We start from the raw sequence: 17,310 nt of genomic DNA, 5'->3' as shown, positions 1-17,310 counted from the left end.
GGAGGCTGATCAGTAACTATTTCATCAACGTTTTGCTGTTCAGTTTTCAAGGTTCATGTTGTTTCGTTTTTCTTGCCGTCTCGTTTGGCGACTTCATTAATTTATCACAGCTTTGTTTTTACGTCAAGCAATTTTATTATTTCAGAAAAACTTTTTCCCGCTCGCAACTTATGTGAGCGACGACTATTATCATAGCTCCTTTCTAAGAAACTGTCAACAATAAAACGGTATTTTTTTTAGGAAGAAGGTCACCCTCTCCTTTTCCGTTTCTCGCACTGCACTCCTCTAATGAAAGAACAGGTTTTCCGTTGACGGAAAACCTGTCCTGAAAAAGCCTGTCTAATTGTTTAAACAATAGTAGCGGTGGAAGATACCATCGCTCTTTGTCATGACTCCTTGTACCTTGATGATGTTTTTTTCGACGAGGTACTCGATAAAAACTTCCAGGTTCCCCGAATAGTTGCGGAGTTCTTCTTGTTCGTGAAGCTCCTGGATCGTCCAACTTTCTTTTTCCCCCATCACTTCCCGGATGTGCTGTGCACCATCTTCCGTGCGTGAGTGGATATAAAATTCACTTGCGAGGAATAGTAATTCCAGTCGTTTTTGTAAAGTCTCGTCGCTTAAAATCAACTCTTCGTATAATTTATAGACAGCTGGCTCCATCTTCTTGATTTGCGACCAGACTGTCACTTCCGGCGGCAGTCCATTTTCGAGGACCGTCAGACGCGCTAGGTGATGCAGCGCTTCGACGACTTGATGATAGGAGTCCATATAATTCTTTTCTTCAAAGAATACTTTCCCCTCGAGGTACCTGCGGATCAGCTTGGCGAATTCCATGCCCATCTTGATCTTCCGGCCATAAAACGGGAAGTCCTTCAATTCTGTTTTGATCTGCTCCATGAATTCATTGCGGTCGTAGATGATGCGTCCGTGGAAAAGCCAATCGATGATTTTCCGGTTCGTGCCGAGAAGGATCCATTTGCGCAGCTGCTTCTCAGTCACGATATGCATCGCCGCTTTTTTCTCCAAGTAGTTATAATGCTTCGTAAACACAGGCGTGTCGTTTTCCTTCGTAATAATCAATAGGATGGTATCGAATGTATCCGTCGTCGGACTTACTTCGTCTCTTTTTTCTATTAGGATGACGCCGAGTGTACTTTCCTGGCTCGCCCGCTCCTGATAGATGGCTCTCAATATCTGCTCCATCAAACCCACTCCCTGCTTCTTGCGTCCTCATCACCTGCTGTCCGGGTGGTAAGAATCGAAGTTGTCTGCTTGTTTCTTCTGCTATTCTCTAATTCGACATATTTGAACGGATTCCTTCAATTGCATATTATTATCCTTTTTTATCTTGCATGTAGTATAGTATGATGGTTTGGAGGAGGAAGTGAAGCATGAAACCTTATAAAAATAAAATTAACCGCATCCGCACGTTTGCCCTGGCTTTGATTTTCATCGGCATCGTCATCATGTATGTCGGTATTTACTTTAGAAATCATCCGATTGTTATGCTCATTTTCATGCTGCTCGGTGCTTTGGCGATTGTCGGCAGTACAGGAGTATATGCGTGGATCGGCCTGCTATCGATGAAGACAGTGCCTGTGCAATGTCCAAGTTGCGGAAGACACACGAAGATGCTCGGCCGCGTGGACATGTGTATGCATTGCCGCGAACCGCTGACGATGGATCCGAACCTCGAAGGCAAGGAATTCGACGAAGCGTACAACAAGAAAAATTCGAAGGCATAAAAAAATGTCCGCCCCAAGAGATGGGAGCGGACATTTTTTTGTTATTGGGCTTTCGCAGTTTTCTCGGAACACTCTTCACACAGGCCGTAGATCTCGAGCCGGTGCCCTTCCACTTGGAATCCAGTGACGTGGGAAGCCAATTGCTCGACTTCATCGAGCCCCGGGTAATGGAAGTCGACGATCTTGCTGCAATCACTGCAAATCATATGGTAATGATCATGTGTGACGAAATCAAATCGGCTGGATGAATCACCGTACGTCAATTCTTTGACGAGTCCGGACTTCCGGAACACGCGAAGATTATTATAAACAGTGGCAACGCTCATATTCGGGAATGTTTTCTCAAGCGCGCGGTATATGTCATCAGCTGTCGGATGCGTCGCTGTATGAATCATATACTCCAAAATGGCATGGCGTTGAGGCGTGATTCTTACACCAGTTGACTTCAGCTTATCGAGCGCTTCTTGTAATTGCACATCAGACATTGCTGTGCACCTCACTTCATAAAATTCTTACATTGTAATTGTTATAATTAGTGTACCTTTTATGCGCGCCGATTGTCAAGAAATCACCTATGCTATGCCGTTTCCACCGTTTTTTCAGGAACTGTGTAGCCCTTTTTCCACCGCTCCGAGCCGTTGATTGATCCATCTCGCTGCCACAAACAGGAAATCCGATAACCGGTTCAAGTAAGCAAGGACCAGTTTCGGAACATCCTCACCGATGGAAATCGCTGCGCGTTCCGCTCTTCTGACGGTCGTCCGCGCAACGTGCAGGGCCGCTCCGCCTGGATGGCCGCCTGGCAAGATAAAGTTCGCCAGCGCCGGGACATCCCCGTCATACAGATCGATCCACTCTTCCAGTTTCGAGATGTACGCTTCTTCAAGTTTCCATTTCACTTCTTTGCCGTGCGGCGTCGCAAGCTCTGCACCGACATGGAAGAGAATGGTCTGGATCTCGTGAAAGACCGCTTCGAACTGCTCCTTGCCTTCGTAAAACTCCATCTTCAGATGGCTCAATGCCATCCCGATCAACGAGTTCGCTTCATCGCATGTGCCGTATGCTTCGACTAATGGATCGTTTTTCGGCACACGGGAACCGTAAACGAGTGAAGTCGTCCCTTTGTCGCCGGTTTTCGTATAGATCTTCATCTTAATAACCCCTCTCCATATCCACTAGATTGGCGAGACTTTTATCGCCTGTCAGCCACTTCTCCAAATTCGGGATGAAAATTTCGAGCACCCGGTCGATATATTTGCCGGAAGCACTGGAAACATGCGGAGAGACGGTGACGTTCACCATCTCCCAGAACGGATGTCCATCCGGCAGCGGCTCTTTGACGAAGACGTCGAGCACCGCATGACTGATCTCCCCGCGTTGAAGCGCATCGATCAAGACCGATTCATCGACAAGATCTCCCCTGCCGAAGTTCATGAAGACCGCATCATCCTTCATCGCCTTGAAATGCTCATCCTTCAGCAAGTCTTTCGTTTCATCCGTACTCGGAAGAATTGCAATGACGTAGTCCGCATCCGGAAGACGCGATGCCAGCGAAGAGAAGCTGATGAGTTCGTCCATATACGGTGCTTCTTTCCCTGTGCGGTTACAACCGATCGTCTTGACACCAAACGCTTGCAATAAGCGCCCGACTTCCCCGCCGATTGCACCAGGTCCGAGAATCAACGCTGTAGAACCACGAAGCTCCGTGGCACCTTTAACTTTCTCCCACGTGCCGCGCTTCTGGCTTTCATAAATTTCCGGAAGCGTGCGCTTCAATGCCAGGATGTGCGCAAGGATTGATTCCGACATCGCCGTCTTATGCAATCCTTTGACGTTTGAAACCGTAATCCCCCGCTCCGCAATTTCTTTCTTCGGCATTTTCTCGATGCCTGCGCTTGCGACCATGATCCATTTCAGATTTTTCGCAGCCGCAATGTTTTCGGCAGTAAGGTTGCCGCCGTATGTGACGAGCACATCGGCGATTTCCAGATGGGTGTCCGTCTCATAGTTGAAGTGAAAGCTGACATCCGGAAATTGTTGTTGCAGCTGTTGCTTATGGTCTTCCTTCAATGAAAAGGTGAATACGATCTCCATCCCCATGTGCCCCCTCTTATGCTTGCAGTTCTTTCAACGTTTTCAGAACTTCTTCGATATGGTTTTTGACTTTCACTTTGCGCCATTCCTTGATGATCGTGCCTGTCGGATCGATCAGGAAAGTCGTGCGTTCAATCCCCATGAACTCCTTGCCATACATTTTCTTCTGGACCCATACGCCGTATTGCTCACATACTTCCTTCTCTTCGTCTGCGAGCAGTGTAAATGGCAGGCCGTGCTTTTCGATGAATTTCGTGTGGCGTTCTTTCGAATCTGCGCTGACGCCAAGAATGACCGCGTTCAATCCTGAGAAATCCTCCTCAGCGTCACGGAATTCACATGCTTGCGTCGTACATCCCGGTGTCATATCTTTCGGATAGAAATAAAGGACCGTGTATTTCTCCCCCTTGAAATCTTCCAACGAAACCGGATTGCCGTTTTGATCCGGCAGTGTGAATGATGGTGCTTGCATTCCTTCTGTTACTGTCATTGAAATCCACTCCTTTTATTCATCGTACCGGAGAGCCCCCGGACTTTCAATTTCTTTGGCGTTTGCACCGAAAGTTGTCTACAATGGAGTGTAGACATTTTTGAGGAGGCATCATTATGAATCATTCCATTTCAGATCAATTGCACGAAGAAGCATTGCAGCACATCGTCGGCGGGGTCAACAGCCCTTCCCGCTCGTACAAAGCGGTCGGCGGCGGTTCACCAGTTGCGATGGAGCGTGGCAAAGGCGCATATTTCTGGGATGTAGACGGCAATAAATACATCGACTTCCTAGCGGCGTACGGTCCGATCATCACAGGCCACGGCCACCCCCATATCGCGAAAGCCATTTCACACGCAGCGGAAACAGGCCTTCTTTACGGAACACCGACGCGCCACGAAGTGACATTCGCGAAAATGCTGAAGGAAGCAATGCCAGGCATGGACAAAGTCCGCTTCGTCAACAGTGGAACGGAAGCGGTCATGACGACGATCCGTGTGTCACGCGCATACACTGGCCGCACGAAAATCATGAAGTTCGCTGGCTGCTACCACGGTCACTCGGATCTTGTACTTGTTGCTGCAGGTTCTGGCCCGGCGACACTTGGCACACCAGACTCAGCTGGCGTACCGAAATCAATCGCAGAAGAGGTCATCACGATTCCATTCAACGACTTGGAGCCGTTCAAAGAAGCGATGGAAAAATGGGGGCAGGAAATTGCTTGTATTCTCGTTGAACCGATCGTCGGGAACTTCGGCATCGTTGAACCGAAAGAAGGCTTCTTAGAAGAAGTCCACCGCATCGCGAAAGAAAACGGTGCGTTGATCGTCTACGACGAAGTCATCACAGCATTCCGCTTCCATTACGGCGGTGCACAGGACATGCTCGGCCTGACACCTGACTTGACCGCACTCGGCAAAATCATCGGCGGCGGATTGCCGATCGGTGCTTACGGCGGGAAGAAAGAAATCATGGAAACTGTCGCTCCTCTAGGCCCTGCTTACCAAGCCGGAACGATGGCTGGCAACCCGGCATCGATCCAGGCAGGAATCGCTTGCCTCGAAGTGCTTCAGCAAGAAGGCATCTATGAAGAAATGGACCGCCTCGGCAAGAAACTCGAAGAAGGAATTTTGCAGGCCGCTGACGAATTTAATGTAACAGTCACTGTCAATCGCCTGAAAGGTGCTTTGACGATTTACTTCACGGACGTCACAGTGGAAAACTACGAACAGGCCGAAGCAACAGACGGCGAAGTATTCGGCCGTTTCTTCAAATTGATGCTTGCGCAAGGCATCAACTTGGCACCTTCGAAATACGAAGCCTGGTTCTTGACGACTGAACATACAGAAGAAGATATCGACACGGCGGTTCAAGCTGTCCGTAACGCATTCCGTCAACTATAAGAAGGGATCCGGACCGGAGGAAGGGGGAGTGATCCATACATGAAACTCGGTGCACGTATCTTCAAAACCGGCGTAGCCATTTCACTGGCGCTATTTCTTGCAAGTTTATTGGAACTCCCGACACCCATATTCGCTGGTGTCGCCGCGATATTCGCCATACAGCCTTCCATTTACCGGTCCTACATCACACTGCTGGACCAAGTTTACGGAAACTTGATCGGTGCAGCAATCGCAGTCATTTTCGTTTTAACGATCGGCAGCAATTATTTGACGATCGGGCTCGCTGCGGTATTGACGATCATCATTATGCTGAAGCTGAAGCTGTCGAACCCGGTGCCACTCGCACTCGTGACGGTCATTATCATCATGGACGCGCAAACGGACGATTTCCTCGTCTTCGCATCACTCCGTTTTGCAACGATCCTGCTCGGGATCATCTCTGCATTTATCGTCAACTTGGTGTTCCTGCCGCCGAAGTACGAGACTCGGCTGTTCAAATCGATCTACGAGACAAGTGAAGAAGTGATTCGCTGGATCCGGGTATCGACCCGCCACGCATCCGATCACTCGTCCGTCAAAGACGATATCGAGAAGCTGGAGACCAAACTGGGCAAAGTGGATCAATGGTATTCCTTCTATAAAGAAGAACGCAGCTACACGAAGAAGCTGCAATACGCCAAAGCCCGGAAGCTTGTGCTGTACCGCCAGATGATCGCGACTTCCTATAAGAGTCTCGCGGTCTTGAAGCGGCTTCACCGGTTCGAGAATGAACTGACGGACTTGCCGCCTCACTTCCATATGATGCTGCAGGAGCAGCTGGAGAACTTGGCGAGCCACCACGAACAGCTGCATATGAAGTATGTCGGCAAGCTGCGTCCTGAGCATAGTGAGTCCTCGGGCGAAACCGCCATGATGAAACGGAATGAAGTGATGTCCATCTTCGTCAAGGAAATGAGCATCGCACAGGAAGCGGAAGATCACGAATTCTCCGTGTATCATCTTATGCACGTCTTGTCCGCCATTCTCGATTACGAAGAACAGCTGGAACACCTCGATTTCCTGATCATCGCGTACCATAATTACCATAGTGAAGAAATCGACAAAGATCTCGAAAATGCGATATAGAATCCAAAAAACAGGACCTGGGCAGCTGCCCGGGTCCTGTTTTCGTTTCATTAAGATTTCATTTTCGGATCGAGTGCATCACGTAAGCCGTCACCCATCAAGTTGAAGCCGAGCACAGTCAGCATGATCGCAACACCTGGGAAAATCATCGTCCACGGTGCATTCGTCAAGTAAGCACTTGAATCTGCCAACATTTTCCCCCACTCCGGAGCCGGTGCGCGTGCTCCGAGTCCGAGGAAGCCAAGTGCTGCCGCTTCGATGATTGCAGTGGCAATCGCGAGCGTGCCTTGCACGACGACCGGCGCCATGGAATTCGGCAAGATATGGGAGAAGAGGATTCGTTTATCCTTCATCCCGATCGCCTTGGCGGCCATAATATACTCATCTTCCTTGATGCTCAGCACCTTCGAACGGATTAGCCTTCCGAAGTTCGGAATGTTGATGATAGCAATTGCGATCAATGCGTTACGCAAGGATGGCCCAAGAACCGATACGACTGCGATCGCGAGCAAGATACTCGGGAACGCAAGCATGATATCAAAAATACGTGAAATGATCGTATCCACCCAGCGGCCATAATATCCCGCTAAAATACCGAGTATACTTCCTGCGACAGCCGATCCGACGACCGCAAGGAAGCCGATGACCAAGGATATACGTGCTCCGTATACGACACGCGAGAAAATATCCCGGCCAAAATCGTCCGTCCCCATCCAATATTGACTGGAAGGTGGCATGAGCCGATCCGACAAGTTTTGGTCATTGATGCCTTGCGGAGTGAAAAGCGGACCGAAAATCGCCAGCAGGATGAAAAAGATGACAATGCCCATCCCGACAACCGCGACTTTACTTTTGCGGAAGCCGCGCCACGCCTCTTTCCATGGCCCGGCTACTTTCTCTTCTTTCACTTGTTTTGTTTCAGCAATATTCGCCATCGAACCCTCCCCCTTCCTCAGTCATATTTGATGCGCGGATCGATGAAGCTGTACAAGAGATCCACGACCAGATTGATCATGACAAAAATGAATGCGACGACAAGGATTCCGGATTGGATGACCGGATAATCACGGAAGCCGATCGCTTCGTAAATATAACGTCCGATTCCCGGCCACGCGAAGATGGTTTCCGTCAAGATCGCACCGCCGAGCAGCAAGCCCATTTGGAGACCGATGACCGTCAAAACCGGAATGATGGCATTTTTCAATGCATGCTTGTAGACGACCCAAGTCATCTTCATCCCTTTGGCGCGTGCTGTTCTGACGTAATCAGAGCGCATCACTTCAAGCATGCTTGAACGCGTCATCCGTGCGATGATTGCCATCGGAATCGTAGCGAGCGCTGTTCCAGGCAGGACAAGGTGCTTGAGCACTGTCGGAATCTGATGGAACTGCCCAGTGATGATCGTATCGAGCAAGTAGAAATTCGTGACGGTATCTACCGGATCACGGACATTTTCACGCCCCGTCGTCGGCAAGATGCCAAGTTCAATGGAGAAAATCCATTGGTTCATCAGGCCAAGCCAGAAGATCGGCATGGAAACACCAATCAAGGCGATGACCATCGCCGCATAGTCGAACCATGAATTTTGGAACCACGCCGAGATGATCCCGGCATTGACACCGATGATGACTGCGATCAAAATCGCAAAAACCGACAATTCGATCGTTGCAGCCAAATAAGGCCAGATTTCATCCATCACCGGTGTGCGTGTACGCAACGACTCGCCCAAATCCCCGGTTACGAGGCCTTTCAGATACTCGAAATATTGAATGTACCACGGTTCATCAAGCCCCAGTGTCGTACGAAGCGCTTTGATCGCTTCAGCGGATGCCTGCTGCCCAAGAATGACTTGAGCGGGATCCCCTGGAATGGCACGGATGATCAAAAAAACGATGAATGTCATCCCGAGCAATACCGGGATCAACTGCAGCAGCCGTTTCCCCACATAGTGAAGCATGTTTCTTCACCTCTCCATCTCCTGCAATTATGTAAGAATAAGAAAAAGAGGAGAAATCACAGTGACCTCCCCTCTTTAACTGTTATTCGAGATCGACAGAAGCCAATTTATCTGAGCCTGTCGGGTGCGCTTTGAAGTTCACGACGTTCTTCCCGCCAGCAAGAAGTGGTGTAGAGTGAGCAAGCGGTACCCAAGGAGCGTCTTCATGGATGATCTCTTGTGCTTTTGCATACAATTCGTTGCGGACATCTTCGTCCACTTCTGTTTGTGCTTCGATCAGGATGTCATGCAATTCCTGATTCTCGTAGTATGTGTAATTGTTTGAACCGATGTTGTCTTGGTCAAGCAATACGTAGATGAAGTTATCCGCATCTCCGTTATCGCCTGTCCAGCCTAGAAGGAATGCATCCGCTTCACCGTTTGCCGCTTTTTCAAGATACGTTGCCCACTCGTAGGAAACGATCTCTGCAGTGACACCGATGTCAGCAAGGTTCTTCTGGATTGCTTCAGCAACTTTTTCGCCATCCGGCATGTACGGGCGTGGAACCGGCATTGCGTATAGTTCCATTTCGAAACCGTCTTCAAGACCCGCTTCAGCTAATAGTTCTTTCGCTTTTTCTGGATCGTATGGATATGCTTCGATGTCATCATTGTACCCACTGATTGCAGGTGGGATCGGGTTTTTCGCGACATCGCCGCGCCCTTCGAAGAATGCATCGACAATCGCTTGTTTATCGATTGCGTAGTTCATCGCCTGACGCACTTTCGGATCATCGAAAGGCTCACGCGTAGTCGTCAACCCAAGGTAACCGACGTTCATCGACGGACGTTCGAACAATTGAAGGTTATCATCGCCTTCGACTGTTGCGCTGTCAGCTGGTGTGATACCATCAGCCAAATCGATTTCGCCAGACAATAGTGCATTCAGACGTGCAGAGTTATCTGGAAGTGAGCGGAAAACGACTGTATCAAGCTTCGGCTCTCCATCAACCCAGTAATCTTCGAATTTCTCGATTGTGATCGTGTCGTTGCGTTTCCATTCAACGAATTTGAATGGACCTGTTCCGACTGGGCTGTCACCGAACTTATCGCCCATTTCTTCGAATGCAGTCGGAGAAGCGATGCCGAATGAACTCATCGCAATGTTTTTCAGGAATGGTGCTTGTGGACGTTTCAGTTTGAATTCAACTTCGAAATCGCCTACCGCCGTAACGGATTCGATTACGTGTCCTTCTTCATCACCGAAACCACCGAACATCGAACCATAATACGGGAATTGATCCGCATCGCCGCCGGCCCATCGTTCGAAGTTCGCAACGACTGCTTCAGCGTTGAAATCTGTGCCGTCATGGAATTTGACGCCTTCTTCCAAGACAAAGTTATACGTCAAGCCATCTTCAGCAGGTGTCCATTCTTTTGCAAGACCAGGATGGATTTCTGTATCCTGTTCACCGAAATTGACAAGTGTATCAAAGATGTTCTTCGTGACTTTGTAAGACTCTCCGTCTGTTACTGTGATCGGGTCAAGTGAAACTGAATCCCCACCACGACCGAAGATCAACGTTTTCGGTTCTCCGGAGTCCCCATTCTCCTCTTTTGCATCCCCGTTGTCGTCAGAGGCATTATCTGAGTTACAGCCGTAAAGAGCAGTGGATACTAACAGCAGCATCAAAAATGCCAAAGACAAAATCTTGTTCTTTCTCAAATCGACCCCTCCATCTGATTTTTATTATCATTGCGGCCTGGATTCTTCGTAAAGATGACAGGCTACAGAATGACCACTTTGAACTTCTGCAAACTTCGGTACGACTTTGTCGCAAATATCCATGCGGAACGGGCAGCGCGTATGGAAACGGCAGCCGCTCGGCGGATTCGCGGGGCTCGGCACGTCACCTGAGATGACGACTTGCTCCCGTTCGAATTCCGGATCCGGCACAGGCACAGCAGATAGCAGCGCTTGCGTATATGGGTGCAGCGGCTTGTCATACAGCGTTTCACTGTCTGTCAGCTCTACCATCTGCCCAAGATACATCACCGCGACACGGTCACTGATGTGACGCACCACGCCGAGATCATGGGCGATGAAAATGTAAGTTAAGTTCAACTCTTCCTGCAGGTCTTGCATCAGGTTCAGCACTTGCGCCTGAATCGAAACATCGAGTGCCGATACCGGTTCATCCGCAATGATCAGCTTCGGATTCGTCATCAGTGCTCGGGCAATCCCGATGCGCTGACGCTGCCCTCCACTGAATTGGTGCGGGTAGCGTTTTGCATGATAGGCGCTCAATCCGACAATCTCGAGCAGATCATATACTTTCTTTTTCCGGTCTTCGGGCTTCCCGATATTATGTACATTCAACGGCTCCATCAAGATCCGTTCAACGGTATGGCGAGGGTTCAAGGAAGCATATGGATCCTGGAACACCATCTGGATATCCCTTCTGGCAGCTCTCATCTCACTGTCAGAAAGCTTCATCATGTCCTTGCCATTAAACTGCATCTTGCCTTCGGTCGGGTCGAGCAGGCGCATGAGCATCCGTCCGGTTGTCGACTTGCCGCAGCCCGACTCCCCGACGATGCCGAGCGTCTCGCCTTCGTTAACGACGAACGACACATCATCGACCGCTTTGACTTGCCCACTCACCCGGCTAAATAATCCTGAACGGATCGGGAAGTATTTCTTCAGCCCTTCAACTCTTAACAAAGGTTCGTTCATCGGGCTTTACCTCCTTCTCATCGTAAAGAAAACAGCGCGTCTGGTGCGCTTCTTCGGTCTGGTACAGCTCCGGGTTCTCTACGAGGCAGCGGTCGAATGCAAATTCGCAGCGTGCAGCGAACTTGCAGCCGGTCTTGATGGTGCCAGGCTTCGGCACGTTGCCAGGAATCGAATACAGCCGGTCCTTCTTAAAGCGCATGTCAGGAACCGAAGCCAGTAAGCCTTTCGTATAAGGATGCTGTGGGTTCTTGAAGATCGTGCGCACCGGTCCTTCTTCCACGACTTTCCCTGCATACATGACGATGACGCGTTCACACGTTTCCGCGACGACACCTAAGTCATGCGTAATCATGAGAACCGCCATATCGAGCCGGTCATTCAAGCCTTTGATCAATTTCAGGATCTGCGCCTGGATCGTAACATCCAGTGCCGTCGTCGGTTCATCGGCGATCAACACTTTCGGATCACACAACAGCGCCATCGCGATCATGACGCGCTGACGCATCCCGCCTGACAATTGGTGCGGATAGTTCTTCATCAATGCTTCTGGCCGCGGCAAGCCGACGAGCCCCATCATTTCGACTGCCCGCTCCTGTATTTGTTTTTTCGACCAATCACGTTTATGGATTTTCACAGCTTCCCTCAACTGATCGCCGATCGTAAACAGCGGATTGAGCGAAGTCATCGGTTCTTGGAAAATCATCGCGACGTCATTGCCGCGCACTTGGCGCATCTGTTTCTCTTTCAGTTTCGTCAAGTCTTTATCTTGAAATAAAATTTCTCCGCCAGTGATTTTCCCCGGTGGACTCGGAACCAAGCCCATGATCGAGAGTGACGTCACACTCTTACCGCAGCCCGATTCACCGACGATTCCCAGCACCTCCCCTTGCCTGATCTGGAAATCCACATTGTCCACTGCCGGAACCTCACCATCATCGGTGAAAAAGGAAGTTTTGAGCCCTTTCACTTCCAGGACGACTTTCTTTTCTCCCATCATTCCACCCCTTTTGGAATCTCATATTTCTGAACATTATATGTGTTTCAATTATACACAAATTTCAGACCTATACAATATATATTTTTAGTATGATAATTAATTTTCAAAAAGATGGGAGTTCGTCTTTTCATTGAAACGCTGCAAACTCATATTCAACTTACACTTTTGAAAAAATCTTCTTTCAAACTTTTTTCGTTTCATTATTCTTATTGCCGGTATTTTTCTTTCCAACAGAAAAATCCACCCCCGAAACTGTTGGCAGACAACTTCGGAGGTGGATCATTTTTCGTATGGAGTTTAATGGAATTGCTGGATACTGAACAAGTCAGCGTAAACGCCTTGCTTCTTCATCAATTCATCGTGCGTACCTTGTTCGGCAAGTTCTCCCCGGTCGATGACGAAGATCTGGTCAGCGTGTGTGATCGTCGACAGACGGTGCGCGACGACGAGTGTCGTCCGTTCACGCGCCAACCGGTCAAGCGAGTCTTGGATCAATGATTCACTTTCCAAGTCCAACGCAGAAGTCGCTTCGTCCAGGACGAGAATGGACGGGTTCTTCAAGAATACGCGGGCAATCGCCACGCGCTGCTTCTGACCACCCGATAATTTGACGCCACGCTCACCAACAGCCGTATCGTACCCTTCCGGCAATGACTCGATGAATTCGTGTGCGTTGGCAGCTTTAGCCGCAGCGATCACTTCTTCATCTGTCGCTTCCGGACGGCCCATTAAGATATTGGACTTGACCGAGTCACTAAAGAGGATCGAATCTTGCAGCACCAGACCGATCTGATCACGCAGCGAATGGACCGTAACGTCGTTGACATTGCGGTCATCCAGATAAATGCCACCTTCCGTGACGTCGTAAAAACGCGGGATAAGTGAAATGATGGTCGACTTCCCGCCACCACTCATCCCGACAAATGCGACAGTCTGACCCGGCTTCACTGTGAAATTCAAGTTCTTCAGCACATTTTCACCTTCGTTGTAGGCGAATGACACGTTACGGAATTCGATTTTTCCGTCGGCGGATGTCAGGTGTTTCGCGCCTTCTTTGTCTGTGATATCGTATTCTTCATCGACCAGCTCGAATACACGGTCCATCGACGCGAACGACTGCGTCAACGTCGTTGAGGAGTTGACGAGTCTGCGCAGCGGGTTGTACAGGCGTTCGATATAGGCGGTGAATGCCACCATCGTCCCGACCGACAACTGCCCCTGGATGACTTGGTACCCTGCATAAGCGATGACGAGAAGCGGTGCGACATCTGTAATCGTATTGACGACCGCAAATGCTTTCGCATTCCACTTCGTATGGTCGATCGCTTTCTCCAGGAAGTCGTCGTTCGTTTCATTGAACAATTTCTCTTCTCTTTTTTCCAGCGTAAAGCTTTTGACGACGCTCATTCCTTGGACCCGTTCATGCAAATAGCTTTGGACATTCGCAAGTGCTTGCGAACGCTTGCGCGTTAAATCGCGCAGCTTGCCGAAGAAATATTTGACGCTGAACGCATAAAACGGGAATGCGAGAAGTGTCACGAGCGTCAGCGGCACGTCCATCGTCAACATGATGATGATGGCGATGATGATCGTCGCTAAATCCAGCCATAAGTTCATCAGCCCGATCATGACGAAGTTCTTCGTCTGCTCGACGTCGTTAATGACACGAGAGATGATTTCCCCAGCGCGCGTATTCGCATAGTAACGCAAGCTCAGGCGCTGCAGATGCGTGTACAAATAAGCGCGGATGTCATAAAGGATTTTGTTGCTCACCAGCTGTGCATAGTACTGGCGGTAATACTCGATCGGCGGACGCAGCAGGAAGAAGACGATCGCTGTGCCCCCGAGCCACATGAACAATTGGCGCGTCTTCTCATCGCTCGTCAGATCCGGTGCGCCGATGATGTCATCGATGATAATCTTGATCAACAGTGGGATGAATAACGGAATCGCGAATTTGAAGATCCCGATGACGATCGTCAATGCAATCTGCCAGTAATACGGTTTTACGAATTTCATATATCGTTTCATCGTGTTCATAAGCATTCACTCCAACTTTCTTTGAAACAGGACGTTTACTTGCCCTTTTCACTATTCCCTAAACACAGGCAAAAAATCCTTGACCTATCTCAAAAAACCATTAAAGTGGGCAGAGAAAAAGTTTCTTTTTCTCTGCCCACTTTTAGCGGCTGACGGGCCAGCCAATTTCCGTATCAGTTACTTCCGGTATGTTTGGTGAAACTGATACCGATTGGACCAAGCGTCGATGAAATCGGGCGCGAACGGTCCTCTGCGCTGTTTGATCCAGCTGATCAGCTTCGCAACGTTACGCTGCAAAATCTGATCGATGACTTCAGGGTAGCCCATCTGTCTCTTATGGTCTTCGTACTCATCTTCATCCAAGAGCGTGTATGACATGTCAGGAAACACTTTCACATCCAAATCGTAATCGATGTATTTCAATGATCCATTATTGTAGACGAACGGTGAACTGACATTGCAGTAATAATAGACACCGTCTTCACGCAGCATGCAGATAATATTGAACCAATGCTCTGCGTGGAAATAACAAATCGCCGGCTCCCTCGTCAACCAAGTTCTCCCGTCCGACTCCGTGACAAGCGTGCGTTCATTGGCGCCGATCACGATGTTATTCGTCCCTTTCAAAACCATTGTTTCCTGCCAGACACGGTGGATGCGACCATTGTGCTTATAGCTGTGAATCTGGATTGTCTCTCCCTCTGCGGGAATCCCCATGCCGTCTCCCACCTTTACATCAAAACCGTATATAGTTACTGTTATTCCCCTATTATATCAACCAATTCTGAAAACATACAGTAATAAGTCGGTCCGGATGTCAAAGAACGATCGAACGGCCGCCATCGACGATGATTGTTTGCCCGCGGATCATGTCTGCAGCGTCGGAAACGAGGAACATGGCAGTCTTGACCATATCGTCCACTTCGACCATTCTGCCGGCAGGCGTATTCGCGCGTGCATCGGAAAGCAATTCTTCACGGTTCGGGAAATGCTTGAGCGCTTCCGTATCGAGTGCACCGCCTGAAACCGTGTTGACCGAGATGTTTTGGCTCGCAAGTTCCACAGCCAAGTAACGTGTCAGCGATTCGACAGCCGCTTTGGATACACCGATCGTCGTGTAGTTCTCCAGGTAGCGAATTGAACCGAGCGAAGAAATCCCGATGATCTTGCCGCCTTTGTCCATCAACTTCGCCGCTTCCTGTGCACCGAACAGCATCGCTTTCGCATTGATGTTCATTGTCCAGTCCCAATGCGTTTCTTCAAGCTCCATGATTGGACGAAGAACGCCTGAAGCTGCATTCGATACGAAGACGTCCAATCGGCCGAATTCTTCCTTGACCGTTTCGAACATCGCGCGCAATTTATCGATGTCCCCAACGTTGGCACGAATCATAATCGCCTTCTGTCCACGTGCTTCCACTTCTTTCACTGTATCGAGTGCTGCAGATTTACTGCGCGCGTAGTTGACGACGATATCATAACCCTCTTCTGCCAAAGCGATTGCCATCGCCTTGCCGAGTCCTCTGCTGCTTCCTGTCACCAATGCCACTTTTTGCTCTGCCATTACTGAATCACTCCTTTTAATTGAATCGCCTGCTTCATTTTCTGTGCCGGACCGGCAAGTGGTAATACCTCCAACTGCGCAGCGTCAACCCACTTCATCCGTTCAGGCGCCGGTACGTCCGGGGTGCGGGCGATGAATCCATTCACTTCCCATGTTAAATGAGAAAATACATGTTTGAAAGAGATAATTTTTTCCGCTCCTTCAACGACTTCCTGCATTGTCTCCGATAGCCGCTCCTCTACGTCATGCGGCATCGGCTCTTTCGTCACTTCGATCAACGGAAATTGCCACATTGAAGCAAGCAATCCTTTGTCAGGACGTTGCTCCATCAAGACACGTCCTTCGTTGTGCAGCGCGACCATCGCATACTGCACGGCCTTCGTTTTCTTCGCTTTCGTCTTAACTGGCAAGTCTCGTTCCTTGCCTTCGTCGAATGCCCGGCAATGTTCGCGCACCGGACAAAGCAAGCACTTCGGCGAGGTCGGTGTGCAGATGAGTGCCCCGAGCTCCATCAATCCTTGGTTGAAGGAAGACGGGTCTTCGTGGCTGATGATGTCCGTCACTGCTTCCTCGAATATTTTCCGCGTCTTCGGCCGTGCGATATCTTCCGTAATCAACAAAATGCGCGACAAGACCCGCATGACGTTGCCATCGACTGCATGCTCGGGCTTGCCGTAAGCGATGCTGAGAATGGCGCCTGCCGTATAGGGACCGACGCCTTTCAATGTAGAAATCGACTTGCGGTCATCAGGGACGATGCCGCCGTACGTTTCTGCCACTTCTCTAACGCCCGCCTGCAAGTTGCGCGCACGCGAATAATAGCCGAGCCCCTCCCATTGCTTCAATAAGTGCTGCTCGTCCGCACTTGCCAACGCATCTATAGTAGGAAATTTCTCGATGAAGCGTTTATAATAAGGAATCACAGCATCGACGCGCGTTTGCTGCAACATGATTTCCGAGACCCATATTTGATACGGATCCGACGTACGCCGCCACGGCAAGTCACGTTTTTCTGCCAGGAACCAATGGATCAGATCGTCTTGAAATCGTTCTTTATTCAAATGAATGGTCCGTCACTCCAGTCGATTCAGATTATTTCCCTCGCAAAAAGGGTATAGAACAGTGAAAGACCAAGGACTTTTAGAAAAGCCTCCGCGGTCCCGATCATTTTTTTAC

At 49.5% G+C, this 17,310-nt stretch carries 17 protein-coding genes; 3 read left to right on the top strand and 14 right to left on the bottom strand.

Going from position 1 to position 17,310, the window contains the following annotated elements; genetic code table 11:
- Positions 1-339: 339 nt before the first annotated feature.
- Positions 340-1,206 (bottom strand): nucleotidyltransferase-like protein, encoded by an 867-nt coding sequence (locus tag GIW82_RS13880; RefSeq protein ID WP_154750553.1) that lies wholly within the window; start codon positions 1,204-1,206, stop codon positions 340-342.
- 188 nt (positions 1,207-1,394) lie between these two features.
- On the opposite strand from GIW82_RS13880, the gene GIW82_RS13875 reads away from it, so the two are divergent.
- Positions 1,395-1,748: a YgzB family protein gene (locus GIW82_RS13875; RefSeq protein ID WP_154750552.1), complete on the top strand. Its 354-nt coding sequence runs from the start codon at positions 1,395-1,397 to the stop codon at positions 1,746-1,748.
- A gap of 41 nt (positions 1,749-1,789) precedes the next feature.
- Here GIW82_RS13875 and perR read toward each other — a convergent pair whose 3' ends face one another.
- The 4 genes from perR to bcp all read right to left on the bottom strand — a co-directional run bounded on the left by perR (position 1,790) and on the right by bcp (position 4,332).
- Positions 1,790-2,233: a peroxide-responsive transcriptional repressor PerR gene (perR, locus tag GIW82_RS13870; protein ID WP_154750551.1), complete on the bottom strand. Its 444-nt coding sequence runs from the start codon at positions 2,231-2,233 to the stop codon at positions 1,790-1,792.
- 114 nt (positions 2,234-2,347) lie between these two features.
- The gene (locus GIW82_RS13865) at positions 2,348-2,899 is read right to left on the bottom strand and encodes a cob(I)yrinic acid a,c-diamide adenosyltransferase (RefSeq protein ID WP_154750550.1); all 552 of its coding nucleotides are present in this window, start codon (positions 2,897-2,899) and stop codon (positions 2,348-2,350) included.
- Between the two features lies 1 nt (position 2,900).
- On the bottom strand, positions 2,901-3,842 hold the full coding sequence (locus GIW82_RS13860) for a D-2-hydroxyacid dehydrogenase (protein WP_154750549.1): 942 nt from the start codon (positions 3,840-3,842) through the stop codon (positions 2,901-2,903).
- Positions 3,843-3,858: 16 nt separating this feature from the next.
- Positions 3,859-4,332, bottom strand: coding sequence for a thioredoxin-dependent thiol peroxidase (bcp, locus tag GIW82_RS13855; RefSeq protein ID WP_154750548.1), 474 nt, complete (start codon positions 4,330-4,332; stop codon positions 3,859-3,861).
- A 116-nt stretch (positions 4,333-4,448) separates the two neighbouring features.
- On the opposite strand from bcp, the gene GIW82_RS13850 reads away from it, so the two are divergent.
- Both GIW82_RS13850 and GIW82_RS13845 read left to right on the top strand, forming a co-directional pair.
- Positions 4,449-5,735, top strand: a complete 1,287-nt coding sequence (locus GIW82_RS13850; RefSeq protein ID WP_154750547.1) for a glutamate-1-semialdehyde 2,1-aminomutase — start codon at positions 4,449-4,451, stop codon at positions 5,733-5,735.
- Positions 5,736-5,774: 39 nt separating this feature from the next.
- Complete coding sequence (locus GIW82_RS13845) at positions 5,775-6,860, top strand: FUSC family protein (protein WP_154750546.1); 1,086 nt, start codon at positions 5,775-5,777, stop codon at positions 6,858-6,860.
- A 50-nt stretch (positions 6,861-6,910) separates the two neighbouring features.
- On the opposite strand, the gene GIW82_RS13840 is transcribed toward GIW82_RS13845, so the two are convergent.
- From GIW82_RS13840 to mutY, 9 genes are all read right to left on the bottom strand, one after another.
- Entirely contained in the window at positions 6,911-7,795 is an 885-nt protein-coding gene (locus tag GIW82_RS13840) for an ABC transporter permease (protein ID WP_154750545.1), read from the bottom strand.
- A gap of 17 nt (positions 7,796-7,812) precedes the next feature.
- Positions 7,813-8,817 (bottom strand): ABC transporter permease, encoded by a 1,005-nt coding sequence (locus tag GIW82_RS13835; protein ID WP_154750544.1) that lies wholly within the window; start codon positions 8,815-8,817, stop codon positions 7,813-7,815.
- An 82-nt stretch (positions 8,818-8,899) separates the two neighbouring features.
- Positions 8,900-10,486, bottom strand: coding sequence for an ABC transporter substrate-binding protein (locus tag GIW82_RS13830; protein ID WP_370456246.1), 1,587 nt, complete (start codon positions 10,484-10,486; stop codon positions 8,900-8,902).
- A gap of 63 nt (positions 10,487-10,549) precedes the next feature.
- The gene (locus GIW82_RS13825; protein WP_154750542.1) at positions 10,550-11,533 is read right to left on the bottom strand and encodes an ABC transporter ATP-binding protein; all 984 of its coding nucleotides are present in this window, start codon (positions 11,531-11,533) and stop codon (positions 10,550-10,552) included.
- Positions 11,508-12,527: an ABC transporter ATP-binding protein gene (locus GIW82_RS13820; protein WP_154750541.1), complete on the bottom strand. Its 1,020-nt coding sequence runs from the start codon at positions 12,525-12,527 to the stop codon at positions 11,508-11,510. The genes GIW82_RS13825 and GIW82_RS13820 overlap by 26 nt, the downstream gene beginning before the upstream one ends.
- A 300-nt stretch (positions 12,528-12,827) precedes the next feature.
- Positions 12,828-14,570 (bottom strand): ABC transporter ATP-binding protein, encoded by a 1,743-nt coding sequence (locus GIW82_RS13815; RefSeq protein ID WP_154750540.1) that lies wholly within the window; start codon positions 14,568-14,570, stop codon positions 12,828-12,830.
- 177 nt (positions 14,571-14,747) lie between these two features.
- A complete protein-coding gene (gene ntdP / locus GIW82_RS13810; protein ID WP_154750539.1) occupies positions 14,748-15,287 on the bottom strand; it encodes a nucleoside tri-diphosphate phosphatase in 540 nt (179 codons plus the stop codon).
- 100 nt (positions 15,288-15,387) lie between these two features.
- Complete coding sequence (gene fabL, locus GIW82_RS13805) at positions 15,388-16,134, bottom strand: enoyl-[acyl-carrier-protein] reductase FabL (protein ID WP_154750538.1); 747 nt, start codon at positions 16,132-16,134, stop codon at positions 15,388-15,390.
- Positions 16,134-17,195, bottom strand: a complete 1,062-nt coding sequence (mutY, locus tag GIW82_RS13800; RefSeq protein ID WP_154750537.1) for an A/G-specific adenine glycosylase — start codon at positions 17,193-17,195, stop codon at positions 16,134-16,136. The genes fabL and mutY overlap by 1 nt, the downstream gene beginning before the upstream one ends.
- Between the last annotated feature and the right edge of the window lie 115 nt (positions 17,196-17,310).

The sequence above is a fragment of the Planomicrobium sp. YIM 101495 genome, from assembly GCF_009707665.1.
GTDB lineage: Bacteria > Bacillota > Bacilli > Bacillales_A > Planococcaceae > Planococcus.
Note: the sequence above shows the minus strand (reverse complement) of the source record. Positions and strands in the feature narration are given on the sequence as shown.